Raw genomic sequence first — 21,897 nt, 5'->3', positions numbered from 1 at the left:
ACCTGGTTGCATAATCTGCATAACCAGGCGCACATCAATGCGCACCCTACAAAACAGTGCGAATTCGTTGTAATTATCGCCGTAGGGTCGCCATTCATGGCGACCTGGTTGCATAATCTGCATAACCAGGCGCGCATCAATGCGCACCCTACAAAACAGTGCGAATTTGTTGTAATTATCGCCGTAGGGTCGCCATTCATGGCGACCGCCTCACAACCGCAGAATGCAGCTCCACACCCCGCCAGACCGTCACGTCCATCCGCACCCAATCCTTCTCGCTAATCGGTTATCCATAAGGTAAAAATCTTGTGGGATAGCTCAAACTATCAGCTAAAGGTATTATAAAGGTATCTATTCTGGTGCTAGATTGGTTCTACCAACACCGGGGAGTCTATTTCGATGAAAACTACAATTCCAAAGCTGTCGTTCATGATGTTCTTAGAGTGGTTTATCTGGGGGGCATGGTTCGTGCCGCTGTGGGCGTTTCTCAGCAAAAACGGCTTTTCGCCGGTTGAGATCGCCTGGTGCTACGCCTGTACCTCCATCGCTGCCATCCTGTCACCGATTCTGGTCGGCTCGCTGGCTGACCGTTTCTTCCAGGCACAGAAAGTGTTATCGCTGCTGACTATCGCCGGCGCGATTCTGATGTTCTTTGCCGCACAGCAGACGCACTTCAGCAGCTTCTTTCCGCTGCTGCTGCTGTATGCGCTCACCTATATGCCGACCATTGCGCTGACCAACAGTATTGCGTTTTCTCACGTCGGTGACGTGGAGCGCGACTATCCGCGCATCCGCGTGATGGGCACTATCGGCTGGATCGCCTCCGGCATCGCCTGCGGTTTCCTGCCGCCGCTGCTCGGCTTTGGCGATATCTCCGCCAGCAATGTACCGTTGCTGATCACCGCGGCCAGTTCGCTGCTGCTTGGCCTGTTCGCCCTGACCCTGCCAGCCACCGAACCCAAAAGCACCGGCAAGTTCAGCCTGCGCGTAGCGCTCGGCTTGGATGCGCTGCATCTGCTGAAAGATCGCAGCTTCCTCGTATTTTTCGTCTGTTCATTCCTGTTCAGTATGCCGCTGGCGTTCTACTACATCTTCGCTGAGGGGTATCTGACCGAAGTCGGTCTGCCACACGCCACCGGCTGGATGACGCTCGGCCAGGTATCAGAAATTTTCTTCCTGCTGGCGCTGCCGTTCTTCATTAAACGCTTCGGCATCGGCAAAGTGCTGCTGCTCGGTCTGGTCACCGCCGCGCTGCGCTACGTGTTCTTTGTGTTCGGCGGCGATCAAAACCTGCTGACCTTCGGCCTGCTGTTTATGGGCATTCTGCTGCACAGCGTCAGCTACGACTTCTACTTCATCACCGCCTACATTTATGTGGATAAGAAAGCGCCGGTGGCGATGCGTAACGCTGCGCAGGGCCTGATCACCCTGGCCTGTCAGGGCATCGGCAGCCTGCTGGGTTACCGCCTCGGCGGCTATCTGATGCAGGAGATGTTCGCGTATGACCAGCCGCGCAACGGCCAGACCTTCAACTGGGCGGGGATGTGGATGTTTGGCAGCGTGATGATTGTCATCATCACCATCGCCTTTATCGTCCTGTTCCGCGACGGCAAAAAACGCAGTGATGAATTAACCGCTTTTGAAAACTCAGCAACCGCTGACAGCCATAAATAAGAGATGTAACCATGACGATGACACACCAGGAAAAACGGATTTTGGGCGCATTTTACGGCCAGGCATTGGGCGATGCGATGGGCATGCCATCGGAACTGTGGCCGCGCAGCCGAGTGAAACAGCACTTCGGCTGGATCGATCGCTTCCTGCCCGGCCCGGCAGAAAACAATGCCGCCTGCTACTTTGGCCGGGCGGCTTTCACTGACGACACTTCAATGGCGCTGGCGCTGGCCGATGCCATTATCAGTCACGACGGCGAAATTAATGCGGAAACCATCGGCGCCAATATTCTGCGCTGGGCGGAAGCGTTTGATGCCTTTAACAAAAATGTGCTCGGACCCACCTCCAAAATCGCGCTTAACGCGCTGAAAAACGGTACGCCGGTGGCGCAGCTGGAAAACAACGGCCTGACCAACGGCGCGGCGATGCGCGTCTCGCCGCTGGGCTGTCTGCTGCCAGCACGTGACCTGCCGGCTTTTATTGACGCTGTCGCGCTGGCCTCCAGCCCGACGCACAAATCCGACGTGGCGATTGCCGGTGCCACCGCGATCGCCTGGGCAATCTCCCGCGCGATTGACGGTAGCGACTGGGCAACGATTCGTGACGAACTGCCGGCGATTGCTCGTGCGGCACAGGAGCGGCGCGTCACCACTTTCAGTGCGGCAATGGCGGCCCGCATCGAACTGGCGTTGCAGGTGGTCGCGCAGGGCAGGGGCACCGAGTCGACCATGCAGCAGATCTACGATCTGGTCGGTACCGGCACCAGCACCATTGAATCGGTACCAGCAGCGATCGCCATGGTCGAACTGGCAGCCACCGATCCCAACCGCTGCGCCATTCTGTGCGCCAATCTGGGCGGCGATACGGATACCATCGGCGCGATGGCGGTTGCCATTTGCGGCGCGCTGCACGGTATCGACGCAATCGATGCGCAGCTAAAAGCGGAACTGGATGCTGCTAACGCGCTGGATTTCACTCACTACAGCCGCGCGTTTGTCCGTTTCCGCCAGCAGCGCGAGGCCGCCTATGCTGACGCCTGACGATCTGTCCCGACTGGCGGGCCGGTTGCCAGTGTGCGTGGTGGGGGCGGCGGTAGTGGATGTGATTGCCGATGCCTGGATGCTGCCGTATCGCGGCAGCGACATCGAACTGCATCAGCAGGGCGTGAACGTTGGCGGCTGTGCGCTTAACGTCGCCATTGCGCTGCATCGTCTTGGCATTCCTTCTATCAACGCGCTGCCGCTGGGGAACGGTATCTGGGCCAGTATCGTGCGACAGAAGCTGGCGGAATACGGTGTGCAGAGCGTACTGGAAAATGCGCACGGTGATAATGGCTGGTGTCTGGCGCTGGTCGAGCCGGATGGCGAACGCACCTTTCTTTCCGTCAGTGGCGTGGAAAACCAGTGGGACGCCGCGCTGTTGCGCACATTGCCGCAGCCGGCGCAGCGCTGGATCTATCTCTCCGGTTATCAGCTCACCAGCAAAAGCGGCGAGGTGCTGATCGACTGGCTGGAGCAGCAGGCACCGCCGTATCAGCTGCTGGTGGATTTTGGCCCGCGGCTGGCGGACATCGGCGAGGCGCAGTTTGCGCGCATCATGGCGCTGCAGCCACTGATTACAGTGAACAGGCAGGAAGCGGAGCTGCTGTGGCATGAGCGTCTGCGCGCATCCGAACCTTTCGACGCCCATCAGCTGATGGCGCGCTGGCAGCAGCAGTTTGGCGGCGCAATGGTGTTAAGGCTGGACAGCGAAGGTGCCGGATACATCGACGCTGAGGCGCAGGGCTGGGTGCCCGCACTGGCGACAACGGTGGTCGATACTATCGGCGCGGGCGACAGCCATGCTGGCGGATTACTGGCGGGATTAGCGTCCGGCTGGTCACTGGCGGAGAGCGTTGCGCTGGGCAACGCAGTGGCGTCGTATGTGGTTTCCCGGCGCGGCGGCGACTGTGCGCCCGATCGTGCCACACTGCGCGCTTACTGGCAGCAACGCCTTACTCAGCAATAAACACGTACATATCGCTGCGGCAGTAGCTGATGCTGTACTCCAGCGGATTGCCCTGTGCGTCGAGTGCCAGCTGCTTAATCACCAGCACCGGCACATTGGCGGGCAGGGCAATTTGCTGCTGCAGGGCTTCGTCCGGCATACGCGCACTGACCCGGCTCTGGGATTTCACCGGCAGGATCTGCTGGCGATGAAAATAGTCATACAGCGAAATACCAATCTCATCGGCATCGGCGATGTAACGCGCCGGCACCCACGACTCTTCAACCGAGACCGTCTGGCGGTCGACATAGCGAATACGTTTCAGCAGATAGACATCGCTGCCCGTGCTCAGCCCCAGCTTCTCGGCGATCTCTGCGCTGCAGGCAATTTTGCTTTTATTGATCCACACGGTGTCCGGCGTTTTACCGCGCAGCACCGCCTGCTGCGACAATCCTTTTGGTTCTTTGAGTGAATATTCAAACTGGCTGCAAATCTGCGTGCCGTAGCCGCGGGAACGGAACACGACGCCCTCTTTTTCCAGCTCGTCCATGGCTTTACGTACGGTGATGCGTGAGATGTTCAGCGACTGGCTGAACTCGCGCTCGCCCGGCAGGATCTCTTCGTGCACCAGCGTGCCATCGCGCACCGCATCTTTAATCGCACTGGCAAAGCGTTTGTACAGCGGCGTGCGGCTCTCTGCCGCCAGTGTGGTGGTCAACCGCGCCAACAGCGCATTGTGGTCAGTCATAGCGGGCAGGGCACTCACTCGGGTCAGCGGCAGGAACCGCTATAATACTGAATTTTAATGCGGCGCGCAGCCAGCGGCGTTTTGACCAGTCATCATGTCTCTTTATCCTGCTGATACTGAGGCACATCGTCGCGTTCTGTTAGCCACGGCACGGTGTGCGAGCACCAGATATAGGAAACCGGCGTCTGAGCGGGATCGTCGTCCAGCGTGGCCACACGCAGAATCACGTGGCTCTGATGAGGTCTTTCAGCCATCAGATGAGATCCGCAGACTGAACAGAAATAACGCAACTTATCCGGGGAAGAATTAAATGCCGTCAGAAATTTTTCTCCCTGGGTCCACCTGAAATCCTCACGCCGCACGCGCGCTGTGGAGGTATAAGCGGCGGCGTGCGCTTTCCTGCAGGTATGACAGCAGCAATGCGTAATGCTGCCCGCCAGGCGATCGCATTCGTAGCGCACACGTTTACAGAGACAACTTCCGTTCATTTTTTCTCCTGATTCCTGTGCCGGATTATTGCATCAGCTTCAGATGGAGGAGGGGAAACGGTTTCCCCTCACCATCAACGGAAGACCGTCCAGTCACCTGAAAGCCCAGATGCTGATAAAACCCGAGCGCAGCGGTATTTTGTTCGTTAACGTCCACTTTCTTCGCTGAAAGATGACGGATAGCGTAATGGACTAACCGTGCACCGATCCCTTTTTTGTGATGAGCGGGCGAGACGAAAAGCATCTCGATATTCTCATCCTGCACGCCGATGAATCCGACAATGTCATGGTTTTCATCGCTCACTTTTCTTAAAACAACAGCATCAAAATAATTTTCCAGAATAAGCTGTCTAAGCCGCAGGATATCCTGTTCATTCAGGAAATGATGCGTTGCCCGGACGGCAGCCTCCCAGACCTGAATCAGTAAGTGATACTCTTCCTTGCTTACTTCGCTAATTGTCACTATGCCTCCTTAACATGCCAACGCGATGGCTTAACGCAATGCCTGCGCTAATCGCTGGCCAGCCGCGCATAAAGATATTCATCGCCCCACATCCCTTTGAAAAAAATATTCTGCCGGTAGTGCGCTTCACGGCGAAAATTCAGCTTTTCCAGCAGGTTTATGGCGCGAATATTACGTGTGTCTACTACGGCTGTAAGACGGTGTTTTGCAAACTGCGTGAAAAGCAGAGTAACGATGGCACTCATTGCTTCAAGCGCAAAACCCTGTTTCTGATATCCGGCATCAAATGTCATGCCGAGTTCAGCTTGTCTTCCTTCATCAAAAAAATGAATTCCGATGTCCCCTATCAGCCGGTCGTCTTCCTGATGTGCTACGGCAAACTGAAACCAGGTGTTATCGCTGTTGAATGGCAGCGCATCCTGCTGCGCATATAATTTCTCAGCGTCCTGCCGGGTAAATTCTTCCCAGCTCTGATAACGAGCAACGTCTGGCAGATTGCGATAGCGCGACAGATGCGGCAAATCAGCCAATGCCAGCTTGCGTAACACCAGGCGTTGAGTATAAATCGGCAACGTCAGTGCCATATGTTCTCCGCTGCCTGCGTGCAGGCGAGTTAAAGTAAACCGGGAGCGGTGCGTATCGCTTCAAGCCCGACGCGCTGCCCGAAAGACAGCTCCAGCGTATTGCCATCAGGATCGGCAAAAAATACGTAATATCCCACCGGTTCGCCAGCCTCTTCGGGGGCTTTGCGTAACACGCCTTCGGCGACGGCCATCGCTGTTTTACGATCGATCTCTTCGCGTGACGCACAGGCAATGCCTAAGTGTCCAAATTTACCCAGTGGCGTATCTGACACGTCATCCGCCTGCACCAGAACCAGCGCGAAAGGGCGGGTATGATCGCTCAGCCATGCCACCTTGCGGGCAGCCGGGACGTCAGGTTCACGGGTGTGTATCACCTTCATTCCTGCATAGCGGCGGTAGAAATCCATGCTCTTCTCCAGATCCCTTACCATAAACGCAACGTGGGTAAATCCAACATCGATATCCTTCATCTGCATCCTGTCTCCATTTATTGCCTCCCCGACACGACAAAAACTCAAGCCTGGTTAAGGTTAATTGCCATAAAGGGCTTGGTCGCTGCTCATTTTTCCGTGTGGAGGCGTGGTGCGTGAAACGGTACTCTCTCTTAAAATTTCAATATAACTCAACAGTTTTAAGATAAAAACGACACGGCAACGCGTGCTATATGCCTATTAATAACGTTGACGGAGCGGAAATAAAAACGATTTAATTTCCGCCTGTTTTTTAGGAAAACTAAACAATGCGAAATAGCCTGCCTTCTCTTAACGCCCTGAAGGCGTTCGAATCCGTTGCCCGGCACCTCAGCATGACCCTTGCAGGCCAGGAGTTGCACGTCACGCCCGGCGCGATCAGCCTGCACATCAGGGAACTGGAACGGCAACTGGGCCTGCCCCTGTTTCAGCGAAATGGACGCAAGCTGGCGCTGACGGCATCCGGTCAGGGCTATTACTACTCGATTGCTTCAGCTTTCAGCCTGATACGTGAAGCCACTGAAACGCTGGTGCAGGAGATACAAAAAAATACCATCACGCTGGCCTGCACCACCGGATTTGCGACCCACTGGTTACTGCCGCGGCTGGCTGATTTTGAACGTGCCTGTCCGGATATCGACCTGCGTATCAGCGCCACTTCCCGCATCCAGTCTTTCGCCACGGATGGTATCGACCTGGCCGTACGGCATGGCAACGGTTTCTGTGAGGGTTGCGTGAGTGAGAAGTTGATCGACGACGACTACCTTGCAGTCTGCATTCCTGCTGTGGCGCAGCAACTGGGGGAACCGCCGGCACTGACCGCACTCGATCGCGTCACGTTACTCCATGATATGCACCGGGAAGACTGGCAGCGCTGGCTCGCTGAAGCCGGTGTCGGGCATATTGATTCCGGTAAAGGGCCCTTGTATAGCGATGGCAGCGGGGCGTGGCTGGCGATGCTAGCCGGCATGGGCGTAGCGCTGATGCGCAGGCGATTTGTTCAGGCCAACCTGGCATCCGGTGAAGTGGTGGCACCGTTTCCAAATACGCTGAATACCGGACACGCGTACTGGCTTATTACGCCTCACGAAGCGCTGCTGCGTTCTGCCGTGGTAAAAGTAAGAGCCTGGCTCATGCAGCAGTCCACAGAATAGAACAGCGTCCGGCATTTCTTCATATCAACAAGACATAGTAAATTTCTGAGCAAGCCGATATAACAGGTTCAGGATATTTCACCTGCAGAGGATATCATGGCGCTTTCACACGAATTAATGCTGATTTACACCACTTATTTTGTGGCAACGGCCAGCCCTGGTCCGAGTAATATGGCGATTATGGGAACGGCGATGAATAAAGGGCGCGGTGCCGCCTTAGCGCTTGCGGGCGGGGTAATTGGCGGCTCAATGCTGTGGGCGCTGCTGGCGGCCTGCGGGGTATTAACCGTTTTGGCGACGTTTGCCCAATTGCTGCTGGTGTTGAAAATCGGCGGCGGGTTATATCTGTTGTGGCTGTCGTACAAAGCCGGTAAATCTGCGTTAACCCGCACCGCTGCCGATAAAACCGTTATCAGCGATTACCGCGTTGCATATGGCGCGTTATTTCGGCAGGGAATTTTGATGCACGTCGGTAATCCTAAAGCCATTTTAACCTGGGTCGCAATCATGTCCGTCGCGCTCAAACCGGACGCCGCAGCCTCGCCCTTACCGCTGATTATTCTCGGCTGTGCGGCAATTTGCGTCGCGGTATTTTGCGGCTATGCGCTGATATTTTCCACCGCAGCAATGAACGCGTTTTACCGCCGTATCCGCCGGGGATTAGATGCGCTATTAGCCTGCTGTTTTGCCATTGCCGGACTGAAACTGGTGTTGAGTCGTCAATAAAGCAAATTTTTAACCTCAGGTTCGCCCTCCATAGCAACAGGCCGCTCAGTTAAGTAAACCACCATGAGCAGCCTGATTGTCGCGGCGCGATGCATCGCGCCCTGCTTCAGGCCGTCACTCCGGTGTGATATCCGCGCCTAGAGTCTTGATCTCAAATGTGTTTAGATACCTGAACGTCAAAGCCTGTGAATCGTTGCCATGAATCTAAAGGAAACTATCGTCCGCGAGTTCAGTGAATTATCGCCAGAACTACAGCGAGCTGCCGAATTCTCACTGCAGAATGCCAATCAACTGGTGGTGCAATCCATGCGCACCTTTGCGCAGCAGGCCGGGGTGAAACCGGCAACGCTGCTGCGCCTGGCGAAACGGCTGGGCTATAACGGCTGGAGTGAACTCAAAGACGCATTTATTGATGACATCGGCCTGCGCAATGATACCTATGTCTCGAAAGCGGAAAAGCTGGTGGCTGCCGGCACGCAGCCGCAGCTGTATGATGCGATGTTTCAGGCCCACCAGACCAACCTGGCCTTTACGCAGGAGGAAAACCGCCAGGCAATGGAACAGGCCGTGACCTTACTCGATGCGGCTGACAATGTTTACATCTGCGGTTTCCGCGCCAGCTTTCCGATCGCCTGGTCATTATTTTATGTGTATCGGCTGTTCAATCGTCAGGTATCACTGGTGGATGGTCTGGCGAGCAATATCGAAGTTTTCACACGTGAACTGACCGCCGCGGATTGCCTGTTGCTTACCAGCTTTGCCCCTTATTCACGCGAATCACTTGATGTACTGCGCGCAGCGCAGCAGGCGGGTGCAAAGATCATCGCCATCACCGACTCACCGGTCTCGCCGCTGGCGCAGGCCGCTGATTGCTCGCTCCGGTTTTCACTGGACAGCCCATCGTTCTTCCCGTCTGTCGTCTCTGGCATGGGCCTGGCAGAGTGTCTGCTGGCGATGCTGGTGGCCCGTCATGGACGTGATGCGGTCAGTAAAATTGAAAACGCCGAACGCTATTTAATCGATTCTGGCGCTTACGTGCATGCCGGCAAATCCTGACAGATGATTCATTTGTATCTGTCATAAGAATATTGAATGCGATTGAATCATTATTGCGTTGACGTGATTCAAATGGATCCTGCAAGATACGTTTCAACAACGAAGCGTATTCAGGAGCAGGACCAGCATGAGCCGTATCATTCACCGCAGTCTGCGCAGCGTGCCCGCCGTGGCCACGCGCGCACACGGGGCCTACATTTTTGATGCACAGGGAAAACAGTATCTTGATGCCTGCGGTGGCGCCGCCGTTTCCTGCCTGGGCCACGCCCATCCTGACGTCCTCGCAGCCATGCATCGTCAAATCGATCAACTGGCTTATGCGCATACCAGTTTCTTCACCAGCGATACCGTTGAACAGCTCGCCGAACAGTTAACGCGCACCGCACCGGGCGATCTTAACTATGCCTATTTTGTGTCGGGCGGTTCTGAGGCGGTGGAAACCGCGCTGAAAATGGCCCGGCAATACTTTGTTGAGATCGGACAGCCTGCGCGCACCCGTTTCATCGCCCGCAAACAGAGCTACCACGGCAATACGCTGGGCGCGCTGGCGGTGGGTGGCAACGAATGGCGCCGGCGTCAGTTCGCGCCCCTGTTAATCGACGTGATTCGCGTTTCCGCCTGCAATGAGTATCGCGATCGCCGTGCCGATGAAACCCAGCAGCAGTATACCCAGCGGCTATTGAGCGAGCTGGAGCAGGCGATTGTCGATGCGGGCCCGGAAACGATTATTGGTTTTTGCGCGGAGACGGTGGTCGGTGCGACCAGCGGTGCCACGCCGCCGACGCCGGGCTATCTGCAGGGTGTACGTCGCCTGTGCGACAAGTACGGCATTTTGTTTATCGCCGATGAGGTGATGTGCGGAATGGGGCGTACCGGCACGCTGCACGCGTTCGAACAGGATGGCGTGGTACCTGATTTGGTCACCATCGCCAAAGGACTGGGTGGCGGTTATCAACCCATCGGCGCGGTACTGGCCAGTGAGAAGATCGTGTCTGCGCTGCAGGCTGGCAGCGGTCTGTTCCAGCATGGACACACTTATATTTGTCATGCGACAGCCGCTGCGGCGGCGTTAGCAGTACAGCAGGTGATTGAGCGCGACCATCTGCTGGAGGCGGTTCAGCAGCAGGGCGCTTATCTGCACAAGGCGCTACGCGACGTGCTGGGGGAGTTACCGCACGTCGGTGATACGCGCGGCCGCGGCCTGTTTGCCGGTGTGGAGCTGGTGCGTGATAAAGCCACAAAAACCCCGTTCGATCCGGCGATGAAACTTCACGCAGCCATCAAGGCCAACTGTATGGCGCGCGGTTTGCTGGTCTATCCGATGGGCGGCACGCTGGACGGGCACTATGGCGACCATATTTTAATTGCCCCACCGTTTATCGTCACCCCGCAACAACTGGATTTTGTCGTGGATACGCTGAACACCGTGATACGTGAAGAGACCGGCAAATTATGATTAACCGATTACCGCCGCTGGCGGAGCAGGACTGGGATGAGCAGCAACGTCCGCTCGCGGAAGAGATTATCAACGGGCCGCGCGGCGCGCTGCTGCCTCCGTTTGAGCCGCTGCTGCGCAGCCCCGAGTTAATGGCACATGCACAGCGTATGGGGGAATATCTGCGCTATCGCAGTGCGCTGGGCCAGCGGTTATCGGAACTGGCGATTTTAATTACGGCAAGGCACTGGTCACAGCCGGTAGAGTGGGCAATCCATGCGCCGATAGCGCGCGAAAAGGGGATTTCTGCTGCAGCAGTGCAGGCCATCAATGAAAAACGTCAGCCCGCGGATTTGCAGCCTGATGAGTGGGTGATTTATCAGTTTTGCCAGCAGTTACATCAGCAACAGAAAATCAGTGATGCCATCTGGCAGCAAGCCATCGAATTATGGGGCGAGAAGGGCGTGGTGGATTTGATAGGCATTAACGGCTATTACAGTTTTCTCTCGATGATCATGAACGGCGCACAGACGCCGGTACCCTTTACGCAGGATCACTTACTTCCTGCATAAGTTGTCGCATTAATCCGGGCGTACCTGATGCGCCCATTATATTCACTACCTTCTTTGACCATGTCCGCCGGATTATTTCGCTGGATGACGATCATTGCACGCTATCTTACTGACGCTGAGGGTTATTATGTCTGCATTTTTAAATAAATTAAAGGTTACACTAGCATTGGTTGCCTGTTCCGCCAGTTTTATCGCTGCGGCACAGGATAAATTAACCGTCGGGGTTGATACGGCTTTTGTTCCTTTTGAATTTAAGCAAGGTGATAAATACGTCGGCTTTGACATTGATTTATGGGATGCCATCGCGAAGAAAATGCATGTCAGCTATGAATTACACCCAATGGACTTTGGTGGCCTGATTCCGGGGCTGCAATCACGGAATCTGGATGTCGCGATGGCAGGTATTACCATTACCGATGCGCGTAAGCAGGTGGTGGATTTCAGCAACGGTTATTATGACGCCGACTTATTAATGGCTGTCAAAAGCGATGATAACAGCATTAAGAAATTCAGCGATTTAACCGGCAAGAAAGTGGGCCTGAAACAGGGCACGGCCGCAGCCAGCTTTATGAAAAGTAAATACAAGGCAAATTATGTTGAGTTTCCTAATATCGACAACGCCTATCTGGATTTGCAGGCCGGCAACCTTGATGCGGTGGTCCATGACTCGCCCAATGTGCTGTACTACGTGAAAACGGCGGGCGATGGCAAAGTCAAAGCCAGCGGTGAAAACGACACGATTCTGCCGCAGCAGTATGGCTTTGCCATGCAGAAAAACAGCAGCCTGACGCCTAAGATCAACGCCGCGCTGCAGGCCCTGCGCGCGGATGGGACTTACAGCAAAATCTACGTGAAATGGTTTGCTAAGCAGCCGAAATAATCCTGCCAGGCCGGAGCTCTCCGGCTTTGTTTAGCGTTTACAGGTTAAATTATGAATTTTGACAGTAAATATATTTGGGAATCTCTGCCGCTACTGCTGCAGGGTCTGCAGCTGACCTTGATTATTTCGCTGTCAGGTCTGCTGGGCGGTTTTATTATTGGCTTACTGGCGGGAACCTGCCGTGCTCTGGGTGGCAAAATTGCTAAGACGCTGTCACTTATTTTTGTCGAGCTTATTCGCGGTACGCCCATCATGGTGCAGGTAATGTTTATCTATTTTGCACTGCCGATGGTGTTGCCGATAAGAATTGATCCCGTCACCGCCGCGATCGTGACCATTGTGATTAACTCCGGTGCCTACATTGCTGAAATTACCCGGGGCGCGATCCTCTCAATTAATAAAGGCTTTAAAGAAGCGAGTCTGGCGATGGGCTTATCGCAGCGCAGTACGCTGTGGTATGTCATTATGCCTTTAGCGTTACGCCGCATGATTCCGGCTTTAGGTAACCAGTGGATTATCAGTATTAAAGATACCTCACTGTTTATTGTGATTGGCGTGGCAGAACTGACGCGTCAGGGGCAGGAGATCATTGCGGGTAATTTCCGTGCGCTGGAAGTGTGGACGGCGGTGGCCATGATTTATCTGCTGGTGACGTTATGCCTGAGCTTTTTACTGAAGCAGCTGGAAAAAAGGATCCATATTTTATGAGCATGGTTGAATTTAACGCAGTGTCGAAAAATTTCGGTGCCACGCAGGTCCTGCACAATATCAATTTAAAAATTGAGTCCGGCGAGGTGGTGGTGATTATCGGCCCTTCAGGTTCAGGCAAATCAACGCTGCTACGCTGCATCAACAAACTGGAAGAGATCTCATCCGGGACGCTGCTGGTCGCCGGAATGCACATCACCGATCCGCATGCGAATGAATGTGATATCCGCCGCGAAGCCGGCATGGTGTTTCAGCAGTTCCACCTGTTCCCGCATCTGACTGCGCTGGAAAACGTGATGTTCGGCCCGATTCGCGTGCGTCATCAAACGAAAGCCGCGGCGCGCGAGCAGGCGCTGGCGCTGCTGGAGCGCGTTGGCTTGCGCGATCGCGCCAGCCACTATCCGTCTGAACTTTCCGGGGGCCAGCAGCAGCGCGTGGCGATTGCCCGGGCACTGGCCGTCAGGCCGAAAATGATGCTGTTCGATGAGCCGACCTCCGCGCTGGATCCGGAGTTACGTCATGAAGTGTTGAAAGTGATGCGCTCGCTGGCTGAAGAGGGCATGACCATGGTCATTGTGACGCATGAGATTGGCTTTGCCCGCGATGTGGCTTCGCGGCTGATCTTTATTGATGGCGGTACCATTGCCGAAGATGGGCCACCTGATATGCTGCTGACTGCCAGCCGTAATCCGCGTCTGAAAGAATTTTTGCAACATGTATCCTGAAATGAAGTGAAATAACGCTATGAAAAAACTCGACTTCCGTGGTTCGGCTTTTGTTATTGGTCAGCAACTCGGTGACTTTGGCCGTGATGCCTGGCATAACAAACTCAGGCATACCCGTCTCTGGCAAACGGTCACCGCCATGAAAGATACGCAGCAAATTCGCAGTATGCGCGCGCGGGTCCAGCACCAGTTTCCGCTGATCTGGCAGGAGCTGGAAGGGCTGGCTGAAGGATTACAGGCACCGATTGACGAGGTGTTTGCGTGGAACTGCCGGGGCGATCTGGTGCGTTCAACTTCGGATGGTTGCACCACGGTGGCGGGGAAAAGTGCCAGCGGGGAGTTGATCATTGCGCACAACGAAGATGGTTTTCCCCAGCTGCGCGATGACTGTGCGCTGGTCACCATGACCCCGGACGACGGCCTCGCGTTCACCAGCTTCGCCTATCCGGCATCACTTTGCGGTCACACTTTTGCCGTTAATGAGAAGGGCATCGTTAATACCGTCAATAACATTCGCGCACAGCATCGTCCGGATGGCATGCCGCGCCAGATCATCGCCCGCGCGTCGCTGAACGCGACCACGCTGGATGAAGCGATCGCCATACTTAGCGCCACGCCGCGCGCCGGCGCGTTTCACCATACGCTGGGGCAGCAGGGCGATAGCCGCCTGATCAGTATTGAAGCGACAGGCTCAGGCTGTTCAGTGATCCCACTGACTGCGCCTTTCGGTCACGCTAACCATCTTATTCACCCGCAGCTTGCCGCCGTCGAACAGGTGGTCACCGCCAGTTCCGGCTCGCGCCAGCAGCGTCTGGAGACATGGCTGACGACGCAACCGGCGGTAGATGGCGCGGCGGCCAGGGCGATTTTATCGGATCAGCAGGATGCAGCGTTGCCGATTTACCGCCTGTCGCCGCAGGATCCGGATGAGGAAAATACCCTCGCCACGGCTATTTTTACCCTGAGTGATGACGCGGTGACGTGGCAGATCTTCACCCGTAACCGCCAGCGCGCCGCTTTGCAATCTGCTGGTCGTCAATGAGCTGTTATTTTTAATCTCCACAGCCCATCACTGAAGCCGGACAGTGATTGCTGGCAGCGCGCTAACCCGCGCTGCCAGCAATACTGACTATGTTACTCGTGGATACGCGCTTCTTCGGACATCAGACATCCGTCGCTGAAACTCCAGTCATCGACGGTGTTAAACTGGATAATCACCATCACATCCTGCGGATCGATATCCAGCGATTGCGAGAGTTGCTGACACAATCTGCGACACAGCTTGTGCTTCTGTTCGCGGCTGCGCGGCTTGCCCGCAGTAATCATGAACTGAACAAAATTCTCTGAACGCCCGCGGCTTTTATAGTGGCGATCAAACACCCTTAGCCGTGCCGGCAGTTCTTCAAATACCTGAAAGCGGTCGCCGGGTGGAACGGCAAATTCGTCCTCCAGACTCTGTTGCAGGATGTCGGAAATCTGCGTTAATTGCGCGTCGCTGTAACCCTGACGCAGTATGATGCGGGTAAAAGGCATGAGGGTTACGCCTCTTCCAGACAGCTTAGCGCTGACACCGCCGCCGGCCAGCCGGCATAAAAGGCCAGATGGGTGAACACTTCGACGATCTCTTCTCGTGCCAGGCCATTTTGTTGCGCGAATTCGATATGCCACGGCAGCTGTTGCACTCGCCCCAGCGCCGTCAGTGCGGCCAGCGTAATCAGGCTGCGTTCGCGCGGCGTAAGCGCGTCTCGTTGCCAGATGTCATCGAAAAGAACCTGCTGACTGAGTTCCGCCAGCTTTGGCGCGATGCGCGCCAGCGTTTTACTATCGAGTGTTTTTGCCATGATGTTTCTCCGTATTGACTCAGCCGCGATTGTGGCGAAACATAACCATCCTGAAAATCAAATAAAACACCGTCATTCATCCCATAAATCAGGACGATTATGCAAAAGTTAGCTCAGACGCTGGATCTGGATGCGCTGCGCAGTTTTGTCACCGGCATGGAGTGTGGCAGTTTTGCGCAGGCCGCCGTGCGGCTCTGTCGATCCACTTCGGCGGTCAGCGCCCAGCTGAAAAAGCTGGAGCAGCAATGTGGCAGCAAGCTGGTGGTGAAAAGCGGGCGTCATCTGGCGTTAACCCGTGAGGGGGAAGTGATGATGGGTTATGCCCGCCGTCTGCTGGCATTGAACGACGAAGCACTGTGCACCTTCAGCGGTGCAGGGCTGCAGGGGGAAGTGCGCCTGGGCATGCAGGAAGATTTTGGTGACACCCTGATGCCCGGTATTCTGGGCGAATTTACACGTCACCATCCCGGGCTGCAGATCGTCGCCCGCGTGGCGCGTAATCAGGAGCTGCTTGCAGCGCTGGACAGCGATGCTCTTGATATGGCGCTGCTGTGGCAGGCACAACCGCTGCAGCGTAAAGGCGTGTTGATCGGCCAGTTCCCGCTGGAGTGGATCGCCCACCCCGACTGCGACGTCAGCGCGATGATAAGCCAGGGCGAACCGCTGCCGCTGGTGATGTTTGATAATCCCTGCCTGATGCGCTCGCGCGCCATCGACAGTCTGGACCGGGCGGGCATTGCATGGCGAATCGTGTTTGTCAGCCATAGCCTGAGCGGCATCTGGGCGGCGGTGCGGGCCGGTCTGGGGATCACCGTGCGCACGCGGGTCGGCATGCCCGCTAACCTGGTGAGCGCCGGCAATGTTTTGCCGCCGCTGGGCGCGCTGGGTGTTACGCTGGAACAAAAAAGTGGCAGCCAGACTGAACCGAATGCGCAAAACCTGCTGGCCAGACTGATGGAAAATGCGCTGCGCAGCATAGAGCCGTTACCGGGTCTGAGGCCCGCCTGAATTGCTGCGCTAATCGCTGCGACAGTTACTTCGCAATCAGCAGCGCATCGGCGATATCCAGCATGGCGCGCAGGCGATCCATGTGCCGCAGATCCTGATGATAGCCCACCCAGATATCGCGCGAAGGCGGCGGCTGCGGGGTGGCAATCCGCTGCAAACCGGCGGTGGCATCGCCCAGCGGCTGGGGTAACACCGACACGCCCATGCCGCGCCGGCACATCTGCGCCTGCACCGCCCGGCTGGTGCTGGTAAAAGCCCGCCGTGACTGTGGAAATTGATCGAGCAGCCAGACGACGTCCGGAAAATGCGCTTGTGCGGTATTCATCAGGATCAGCCCCACTGAGGCGGGGTCGTGTTGCAATGCGCGGGCATTTTCAGGCGTGCCGTATAACGCATAGGGCATGCTCATCAGGCGCCGCTGGACAATATCCGGCTCGGTAAAAGGCACGATGCGAAAAGCCACGTCGGCGTCGCGCCGCGACAGATTGAGCAAACGGTAGCTGGCGATAATTTCCGGCACGATAGCGGGATGGCGCTGTGTCAGCTCGCTCAGTACCGGCGCCAGCACGGCGGTGGCAAACCACTCGGCACAGGAGATGCGTAAAATGCCTTCCAGTCGCGGGTGATTGCCCGCAAGCCGTCTCTCCATCGCCAGCGCAGCATTTTCCATGCTTTCCGCCAGGCCCAGCACGGTGTCACCGGCATCGGTTAACACCAGGCCATCCGGCGTGCGGCGAAACAGCGCCTGATGGGCCTGCGCTTCCAGCACCTTAATGCGACGACCCACGGTCGGATGGCTGACGCCGAGCCGGCGCGCGGCCTCGCCATAGGATCCGCTGCGCATCACTGCCAGAAAGATCCGTACATCGCTCCATTCCATTGCGCTCGCCCCCGTTCAAAAATGAACGTCGAGTATACAAAAATGGCAGTTCTCAAACAACTTTGTAGCTATCACCATAACGGCATCATCCAGACTGAACTGATTGAGGATTGCAGAACATGAAGAAGCTTCAGGACAAAGTCGCCCTCATAACCGGCGCATCTAAAGGCATTGGTGCGGCGATTGCCCGCCAGCTGGCCGCCGACGGCGCAAAGATCGTCGTCAACTATGCCGCGGATATAAACGGGGCGGATAAGGTGGTCGCCGCTATTGAGGCCGCCGGTGGCACGGCGGTGGCGCTGGCAGCGGATGTCACCGATCAGCCGCAGGTTGAGGCACTCATTCAATCTACCCTCGCGCAGTTTGGCCGGCTGGACATCGTGGTGAACAATGCCGGCGTGTATCAGTTTGCGAAGATCGAAGAGAGCAGCGAAGCGCTGTATCGCAAGCAGTTTGACATCAATGTGCTCGGGCCGCTGCTGGTGACAGGCGCCGCGGTGCCACATCTGGGCAAGGGCAGCAGCATTATCAATATCAGCTCATTTGTGACGCGGGTATTTCTGGCGGAGAGCGCTATCTACAGCGGCAGCAAAGGCGCGATTGATGCCATTACCGGCGTGCTGGCGCGCGAACTCGGCCCGCGCGGCATCCGCGTCAACGCGGTCAATCCGGGGTTAATCGAAACCGAAGGCACGCACAGCACCGGCGCGATGGGATCGGAGTTTCAGCGCTGGAACGAAAGCCAGACGCCGCTTGGCCGTATTGGCCAGGTGCAGGATATTGCGCCGATTGTGGCTTATCTCGCTTCCGACGATGCCGGATGGGTGACGGGCGAGGTGATGATGGCGTCTGGCGGCATGCGTTAACGGGAGAAAAGGATGCATCAGATGATGGTGGTATGTGTCGGCGATGAAACCCATCGCTTTGACCGCGACTATTATACCCACACGCACCTGCCGCTGGCGCTGGCGTGCTGGCAGGATTATGGGCTCATTTCGGCGGAAGCGTTCTATCCCGCTTCAGACCGCAGCGGCTGGCTCTCCATCGGTGTTTATACGTTTGCCTGTCAGCAGGATGTCAACCGGGCGCTGGAGTCCGAACAAACCAAAAGGGTGATGGCAGATGTGGTGCATTTTACCGATGCCTCCACGGTGATCCGCAGCCATTTTATTCCCTTCTGAACGGCAGCGACGCCGCCGCGCGGTTATGCCCTCCATTCACCGGTTTAATAGCCTGCTTAATGAACACATTGTCCATTAAGCAGGCATCCCGGCAGCAAAAACGGGACGCGCTGGTGCCAAATCAGGACAAACCAATCCCTGAATCTGGTACGTGGCGCTGCCTTTTGCTATTTCATGTGTGAGCTATCACCGCAGCAGCACACAGGACGCAAACATGAATTTTTACAGCAGCAGAGAATTTACGGGTTCCAAAGCCTGGGAGTCTCAGCATATTGCCAGCTTCGATAACATCAGCGTTAAACTGCACTGGACCGATCAACCCTACAAATGGCATATCAATGACGGACAAGAGGTGTTTGCCGTTATGGATGGTTGCGTTGACATGTTCTACAAAGAAAACGGTGAAGTGAGAACCCAACGATTAACCGCCGGTGATATTTTTTATGCCAGCGAAGGCACTGAACACGTCGCACATCCACAGGGCGTAGCCCGGGTGCTGGTGATTGAACAAGCGGGATCGGTTTGAAGCGACTTCTCAACCCCGGTTATTTCACGATCGACGAAGCCTGATCAGCGCGATTACCGGCTATGACGCGCCGGCGATGGCAGTCGGCGGGATCGAGCCGTTCTCCCCGGGCAGAATACACGGCCAGTTCAGGTAACGGTTCGCCGTTGGCGTTATCCAGCAATACCGAGTGAGTCTCGCCTTTTTCAAACAGATAACGCTCTCCCCACTGGCGCATCGCCACGACGATTGGGAAGACGGCTCGTCCCCGTTCGGTCAGCAAATATTCCTTGTAGGCGCTGCCATCTGACGCCGGACAACTCTCAAGCACGCCGACTTCGACCAGCAGTTTCAGCCGTGACGCCAGGATATTTTTTGCCAGCCCAAGGTTTTTCTGGAAATCACTGAAGCGGCGCACATCATCAAACGCTTCACGGATGATCATCAGACACCAGCGTTCGCCAATCACCTCCACGGTCCGGGCGACCGGGCATTCGCTGGTTCTGAGCGCTTCCTGTTTGGCCATCTTCTCTCTCACTCTGCTGATTTACTGACGGCAGCTTAGCCTTCAGCAAAACAAGTTGCAAAAAAAAACCACCGCTGATACTTATAGAATAAATCGGTTTCAAATAAAAACCACATAAGGATGCAACATGACTTGCACCAGTGATACCCCTGCAACCTCTGAGGCGCCTCTTTCGCCAGCGACGACCTCAGTGCTGTCGCCTCACATCATTTTTCTGTTCTCACTGACCTGCGCGCTGGCTGTCGGCAATGTCTATTCTGCCCAGCCATTGCTGGAATCCATATCCGCAACGCTGCAGGTTTCGCCCGGCACCATAGGCCTGGTCATCACGGCAACGCAGGCGGGTTATGCCATAGGATTGTTCTTGCTGGTGCCGCTCGGCGATCGCGTTGATCGCAAAAAGCTGGTGGTCACGCACCTGCTGCTGTCGGTGCTGGCCCTGATCGCGGCGGCGTTAGCAGAGAGTTTTCTGCCGCTGCTGGTGGCGATGCTGCTGGTGGGTTTGATGGCGGTGGTGACGCAAACCGTGGTGGCGTGGGCCGCTATCCTGTCGGCACCGGCTCAGCGTGGCAAGGTGGTAGGCAGCGTCACCAGTGGCATCGTCATGGGAATACTGCTGGCGCGGCTGGTCTCTGGCATCATCGCCGATATCGCCGGCTGGCGGGCGGTGTATATGACCTCATCGGCGCTGATGCTGCTGATTACCGTGCTGCTGATGAAAGTGATACCTTCTGCCGGTCCGCAGAACACAGCCACTTCCGTGGCCGGGTTGCTGGGGTCTGTCCCGCGTCTTTTTGTCACCGAGCCTTTGTTGCGTCAGCGTGGCGCGCTGGCTCTGCTGATTTTTGCCGCGTTCAGCATGTTGTGGAGTTCCATGGTTTTGCCGCTCACGGCCATGTCGCTTTCCCATACGCAAACAGGGCTGTTTGGTCTGGCTGGAATAGCCGGAGCGCTGGCGGCTTCCAGAAGTGGCGCCTGGGCTGACCGGGGAACCGGGCAGCGCGCCAGCGGATGCGCACTGGCTTTATTAACGCTCTCGTGGCTCCCCATCGCCTTCGCGCAGGCCTCTTTATTCTTGCTGGTTATTGGCGTGATCATGCTGGATTTCGCCGTGCAGACGGTGCATGTCATCAACCAGAGCATGCTGATTGCCGGCAAACCCGCTATCACCAGCCGGCTTATCGGTGCCTATATGTGTTTTTATGCGACAGGCAGCGCGCTGGGCGCTATTGCTGCCACCCAACTCTATGCGCACTGGGGATGGTATGCCGTGTGCGGCGGCGGGGCACTGGTCAGTGCCTGCGCACTTATTCTCTGGTATGGAACACGTCAATCATGAAATTATTACACCTGCTGCTGGCCATAGGTATTACCGCCATCTGGGGCATTAATTTTTCGGTGATTAAATTAGGGTTGCACGCCATCGATCCATTTATTCTGGCAGGGCTGCGTTTTACGCTGTGTGCCATCCCGGCGCTCTTCTTTATTAAAAAACCTGACGTCCCGTGGCGCTACCTTATTGGCTACGGACTGGTGTTCGGCATTGGCTTGTGGGGCCTGGTCAATCTGGGGATAAAAACCGGGCTGTCGGCGGGGATCGCCTCGCTGGTGCTGCAGTTCAGTGCCTTTTTCACTCTGCTGCTCGGCAGTTATGTGTTTAAAGAACAGCTCAGCCGCTATCAGATCGCTGGCTTTGTGCTGGCGTGCAGCGGATTGATGAGCATTGTGTTTATTACCGACGGCTCGGTGACGTTTGCCGGGTTGCTGCTGGTGCTGGCAGGCGCCATAGCCTGGAGTATTGCCAATATCATCATGAAAAAAGCCGGCACGAAGCAGGTATTCGCGTTTCTGGTCTGGTCGAGCGCCTTTTCGCCGCTTCCGCTTTTCCTGCTGGACGGATTAATTAATGGCAGCACGGGCTATAGCGCATTAATCAGCCATATGGATACCCGTGCGATATTATCCATTCTGTTTCAGGTCTACCCCAATACGTTATTAGGCTACTGGATCTGGAATTCATTGCTTAAGCAGTATCCTGTCTCCACCGTCGCGCCATTATCGCTGCTGGTGCCGGTATTCGGCATTCTCGGTTCGATGATGATATTTGGTGAAGTTATTTCTCCGATGAAAATCCTGGCGCTGGTACTGATTATTACCGGGCTGGCGGTTGGGTTGTATGGACAACGCATCAAACGTTATTTCATCCGCAGTCGGATTCGCTGTGATCAGCAGCCCGCTGATGAGCCGTGATCCGACAAGAGCGGGCATCCCACCCGCTCTCTCTGTC

General features: G+C 55.9%; 27 protein-coding genes. 18 read left to right on the top strand and 9 right to left on the bottom strand.

Annotation, left to right across the window (positions count from 1 at the left end; all coding sequences use genetic code 11):
• Positions 1–399: 399 nt before the first annotated feature.
• Genes C1Y43_RS07155 through C1Y43_RS07145 form a run of 3 tightly spaced genes read left to right on the top strand, consistent with a single transcriptional unit; the run spans position 400 to position 3,681 of the window.
• Positions 400–1,674: a nucleoside permease gene (locus C1Y43_RS07155; protein ID WP_104187648.1), complete on the top strand. Its 1,275-nt coding sequence runs from the start codon at positions 400–402 to the stop codon at positions 1,672–1,674.
• A 17-nt stretch (positions 1,675–1,691) separates the two neighbouring features.
• Positions 1,692–2,714 (top strand): ADP-ribosylglycohydrolase family protein, encoded by a 1,023-nt coding sequence (locus C1Y43_RS07150; protein ID WP_193752263.1) that lies wholly within the window; start codon positions 1,692–1,694, stop codon positions 2,712–2,714.
• Positions 2,701–3,681: a PfkB family carbohydrate kinase gene (locus tag C1Y43_RS07145; protein WP_104187646.1), complete on the top strand. Its 981-nt coding sequence runs from the start codon at positions 2,701–2,703 to the stop codon at positions 3,679–3,681. Before C1Y43_RS07150 ends, C1Y43_RS07145 begins: the two co-directional genes overlap by 14 nt.
• On the opposite strand, the gene C1Y43_RS07140 is transcribed toward C1Y43_RS07145, so the two are convergent.
• The 5 genes from C1Y43_RS07140 to C1Y43_RS07120 form a co-directional block, all read right to left on the bottom strand.
• Positions 3,668–4,408 carry a GntR family transcriptional regulator gene (locus C1Y43_RS07140; RefSeq protein ID WP_104187645.1) on the bottom strand — a complete coding sequence of 247 codons (741 nt, stop codon included), beginning with the start codon at positions 4,406–4,408 and terminating at the stop codon, positions 3,668–3,670. The genes C1Y43_RS07145 and C1Y43_RS07140 overlap by 14 nt on opposite strands.
• A 92-nt stretch (positions 4,409–4,500) precedes the next feature.
• On the bottom strand, positions 4,501–4,896 hold the full coding sequence (locus tag C1Y43_RS07135; RefSeq protein WP_104187643.1) for a GFA family protein: 396 nt from the start codon (positions 4,894–4,896) through the stop codon (positions 4,501–4,503).
• A 25-nt stretch (positions 4,897–4,921) separates the two neighbouring features.
• Entirely contained in the window at positions 4,922–5,359 is a 438-nt protein-coding gene (locus tag C1Y43_RS07130; RefSeq protein ID WP_088517457.1) for an acetyltransferase, read from the bottom strand.
• 47 nt (positions 5,360–5,406) lie between these two features.
• Positions 5,407–5,937, bottom strand: a complete 531-nt coding sequence (locus C1Y43_RS07125; protein WP_104187793.1) for a GNAT family N-acetyltransferase — start codon at positions 5,935–5,937, stop codon at positions 5,407–5,409.
• A 35-nt stretch (positions 5,938–5,972) separates the two neighbouring features.
• Positions 5,973–6,413 carry a VOC family protein gene (locus C1Y43_RS07120; protein ID WP_031279954.1) on the bottom strand — a complete coding sequence of 147 codons (441 nt, stop codon included), beginning with the start codon at positions 6,411–6,413 and terminating at the stop codon, positions 5,973–5,975.
• Between the two features lie 269 nt (positions 6,414–6,682).
• Between C1Y43_RS07120 and gcvA the strand changes: the two genes are divergently transcribed.
• The 9 genes from gcvA (at position 6,683) to C1Y43_RS07075 (ending at position 14,711) form a co-directional block, all read left to right on the top strand.
• Entirely contained in the window at positions 6,683–7,567 is an 885-nt protein-coding gene (gene gcvA, locus C1Y43_RS07115) for a transcriptional regulator GcvA (RefSeq protein ID WP_104187642.1), read from the top strand.
• 96 nt (positions 7,568–7,663) lie between these two features.
• Positions 7,664–8,293: a LysE family translocator gene (locus tag C1Y43_RS07110; protein ID WP_104187640.1), complete on the top strand. Its 630-nt coding sequence runs from the start codon at positions 7,664–7,666 to the stop codon at positions 8,291–8,293.
• 198 nt (positions 8,294–8,491) lie between these two features.
• Positions 8,492–9,349, top strand: coding sequence for a MurR/RpiR family transcriptional regulator (locus tag C1Y43_RS07105; protein ID WP_021508824.1), 858 nt, complete (start codon positions 8,492–8,494; stop codon positions 9,347–9,349).
• 127 nt (positions 9,350–9,476) lie between these two features.
• Complete coding sequence (locus tag C1Y43_RS07100) at positions 9,477–10,805, top strand: aspartate aminotransferase family protein (RefSeq protein WP_104187639.1); 1,329 nt, start codon at positions 9,477–9,479, stop codon at positions 10,803–10,805.
• Positions 10,802–11,356 (top strand): carboxymuconolactone decarboxylase family protein, encoded by a 555-nt coding sequence (locus C1Y43_RS07095; RefSeq protein WP_168714981.1) that lies wholly within the window; start codon positions 10,802–10,804, stop codon positions 11,354–11,356. Before C1Y43_RS07100 ends, C1Y43_RS07095 begins: the two co-directional genes overlap by 4 nt.
• A gap of 127 nt (positions 11,357–11,483) precedes the next feature.
• Positions 11,484–12,236, top strand: coding sequence for a glutamine ABC transporter substrate-binding protein GlnH (gene glnH, locus C1Y43_RS07090; protein WP_021508827.1), 753 nt, complete (start codon positions 11,484–11,486; stop codon positions 12,234–12,236).
• Between the two features lie 51 nt (positions 12,237–12,287).
• Positions 12,288–12,944 (top strand): glutamine ABC transporter permease GlnP, encoded by a 657-nt coding sequence (gene glnP, locus C1Y43_RS07085; RefSeq protein ID WP_021508828.1) that lies wholly within the window; start codon positions 12,288–12,290, stop codon positions 12,942–12,944.
• 2 nt (positions 12,945–12,946) lie between these two features.
• Positions 12,947–13,669, top strand: a complete 723-nt coding sequence (gene glnQ, locus C1Y43_RS07080) for a glutamine ABC transporter ATP-binding protein GlnQ (RefSeq protein WP_058759243.1) — start codon at positions 12,947–12,949, stop codon at positions 13,667–13,669.
• A gap of 19 nt (positions 13,670–13,688) precedes the next feature.
• Complete coding sequence (locus tag C1Y43_RS07075; RefSeq protein ID WP_104187637.1) at positions 13,689–14,711, top strand: C45 family peptidase; 1,023 nt, start codon at positions 13,689–13,691, stop codon at positions 14,709–14,711.
• A gap of 92 nt (positions 14,712–14,803) precedes the next feature.
• Here C1Y43_RS07075 and C1Y43_RS07070 read toward each other — a convergent pair whose 3' ends face one another.
• Both C1Y43_RS07070 and C1Y43_RS07065 read right to left on the bottom strand, forming a co-directional pair.
• Complete coding sequence (locus C1Y43_RS07070) at positions 14,804–15,202, bottom strand: tautomerase family protein (protein ID WP_104187636.1); 399 nt, start codon at positions 15,200–15,202, stop codon at positions 14,804–14,806.
• Positions 15,203–15,207: 5 nt separating this feature from the next.
• Complete coding sequence (locus C1Y43_RS07065) at positions 15,208–15,510, bottom strand: carboxymuconolactone decarboxylase family protein (RefSeq protein ID WP_021508832.1); 303 nt, start codon at positions 15,508–15,510, stop codon at positions 15,208–15,210.
• An 87-nt stretch (positions 15,511–15,597) separates the two neighbouring features.
• Here C1Y43_RS07065 and C1Y43_RS07060 point away from each other — a divergent pair, with 87 nt between their 5' ends.
• Positions 15,598–16,518 carry a LysR substrate-binding domain-containing protein gene (locus tag C1Y43_RS07060; protein ID WP_369974304.1) on the top strand — a complete coding sequence of 307 codons (921 nt, stop codon included), beginning with the start codon at positions 15,598–15,600 and terminating at the stop codon, positions 16,516–16,518.
• A gap of 25 nt (positions 16,519–16,543) precedes the next feature.
• On the opposite strand, the gene C1Y43_RS07055 is transcribed toward C1Y43_RS07060, so the two are convergent.
• Entirely contained in the window at positions 16,544–17,398 is an 855-nt protein-coding gene (locus tag C1Y43_RS07055) for a LysR family transcriptional regulator (protein WP_104187634.1), read from the bottom strand.
• A 119-nt stretch (positions 17,399–17,517) separates the two neighbouring features.
• Here C1Y43_RS07055 and C1Y43_RS07050 point away from each other — a divergent pair, with 119 nt between their 5' ends.
• The 3 genes from C1Y43_RS07050 to C1Y43_RS07040 all read left to right on the top strand — a co-directional run bounded on the left by C1Y43_RS07050 (position 17,518) and on the right by C1Y43_RS07040 (position 19,105).
• Positions 17,518–18,264, top strand: a complete 747-nt coding sequence (locus C1Y43_RS07050) for an SDR family NAD(P)-dependent oxidoreductase (RefSeq protein ID WP_104187632.1) — start codon at positions 17,518–17,520, stop codon at positions 18,262–18,264.
• A 12-nt stretch (positions 18,265–18,276) separates the two neighbouring features.
• Positions 18,277–18,579 carry an EthD family reductase gene (locus tag C1Y43_RS07045; RefSeq protein ID WP_104093455.1) on the top strand — a complete coding sequence of 101 codons (303 nt, stop codon included), beginning with the start codon at positions 18,277–18,279 and terminating at the stop codon, positions 18,577–18,579.
• A 214-nt stretch (positions 18,580–18,793) separates the two neighbouring features.
• Positions 18,794–19,105: a cupin gene (locus C1Y43_RS07040; RefSeq protein WP_058770395.1), complete on the top strand. Its 312-nt coding sequence runs from the start codon at positions 18,794–18,796 to the stop codon at positions 19,103–19,105.
• A 19-nt stretch (positions 19,106–19,124) separates the two neighbouring features.
• Here the strand turns inward: C1Y43_RS07040 and C1Y43_RS07035 are convergent, their stop codons facing one another.
• Positions 19,125–19,610 carry a helix-turn-helix domain-containing protein gene (locus C1Y43_RS07035; RefSeq protein WP_104093453.1) on the bottom strand — a complete coding sequence of 162 codons (486 nt, stop codon included), beginning with the start codon at positions 19,608–19,610 and terminating at the stop codon, positions 19,125–19,127.
• A gap of 127 nt (positions 19,611–19,737) precedes the next feature.
• Between C1Y43_RS07035 and C1Y43_RS07030 the strand changes: the two genes are divergently transcribed.
• Positions 19,738–20,949: an MFS transporter gene (locus tag C1Y43_RS07030; protein WP_104187630.1), complete on the top strand. Its 1,212-nt coding sequence runs from the start codon at positions 19,738–19,740 to the stop codon at positions 20,947–20,949.
• Positions 20,946–21,860: an EamA family transporter gene (locus tag C1Y43_RS07025; protein ID WP_104187628.1), complete on the top strand. Its 915-nt coding sequence runs from the start codon at positions 20,946–20,948 to the stop codon at positions 21,858–21,860. Before C1Y43_RS07030 ends, C1Y43_RS07025 begins: the two co-directional genes overlap by 4 nt.
• Positions 21,861–21,897 lie beyond the last annotated feature (37 nt).

Source organism: Pantoea sp. ICBG 828 (genome assembly GCF_002928355.1).
GTDB lineage: Bacteria > Pseudomonadota > Gammaproteobacteria > Enterobacterales > Enterobacteriaceae > Pantoea > Pantoea dispersa.
Note: the sequence above shows the minus strand (reverse complement) of the source record. Positions and strands in the feature narration are given on the sequence as shown.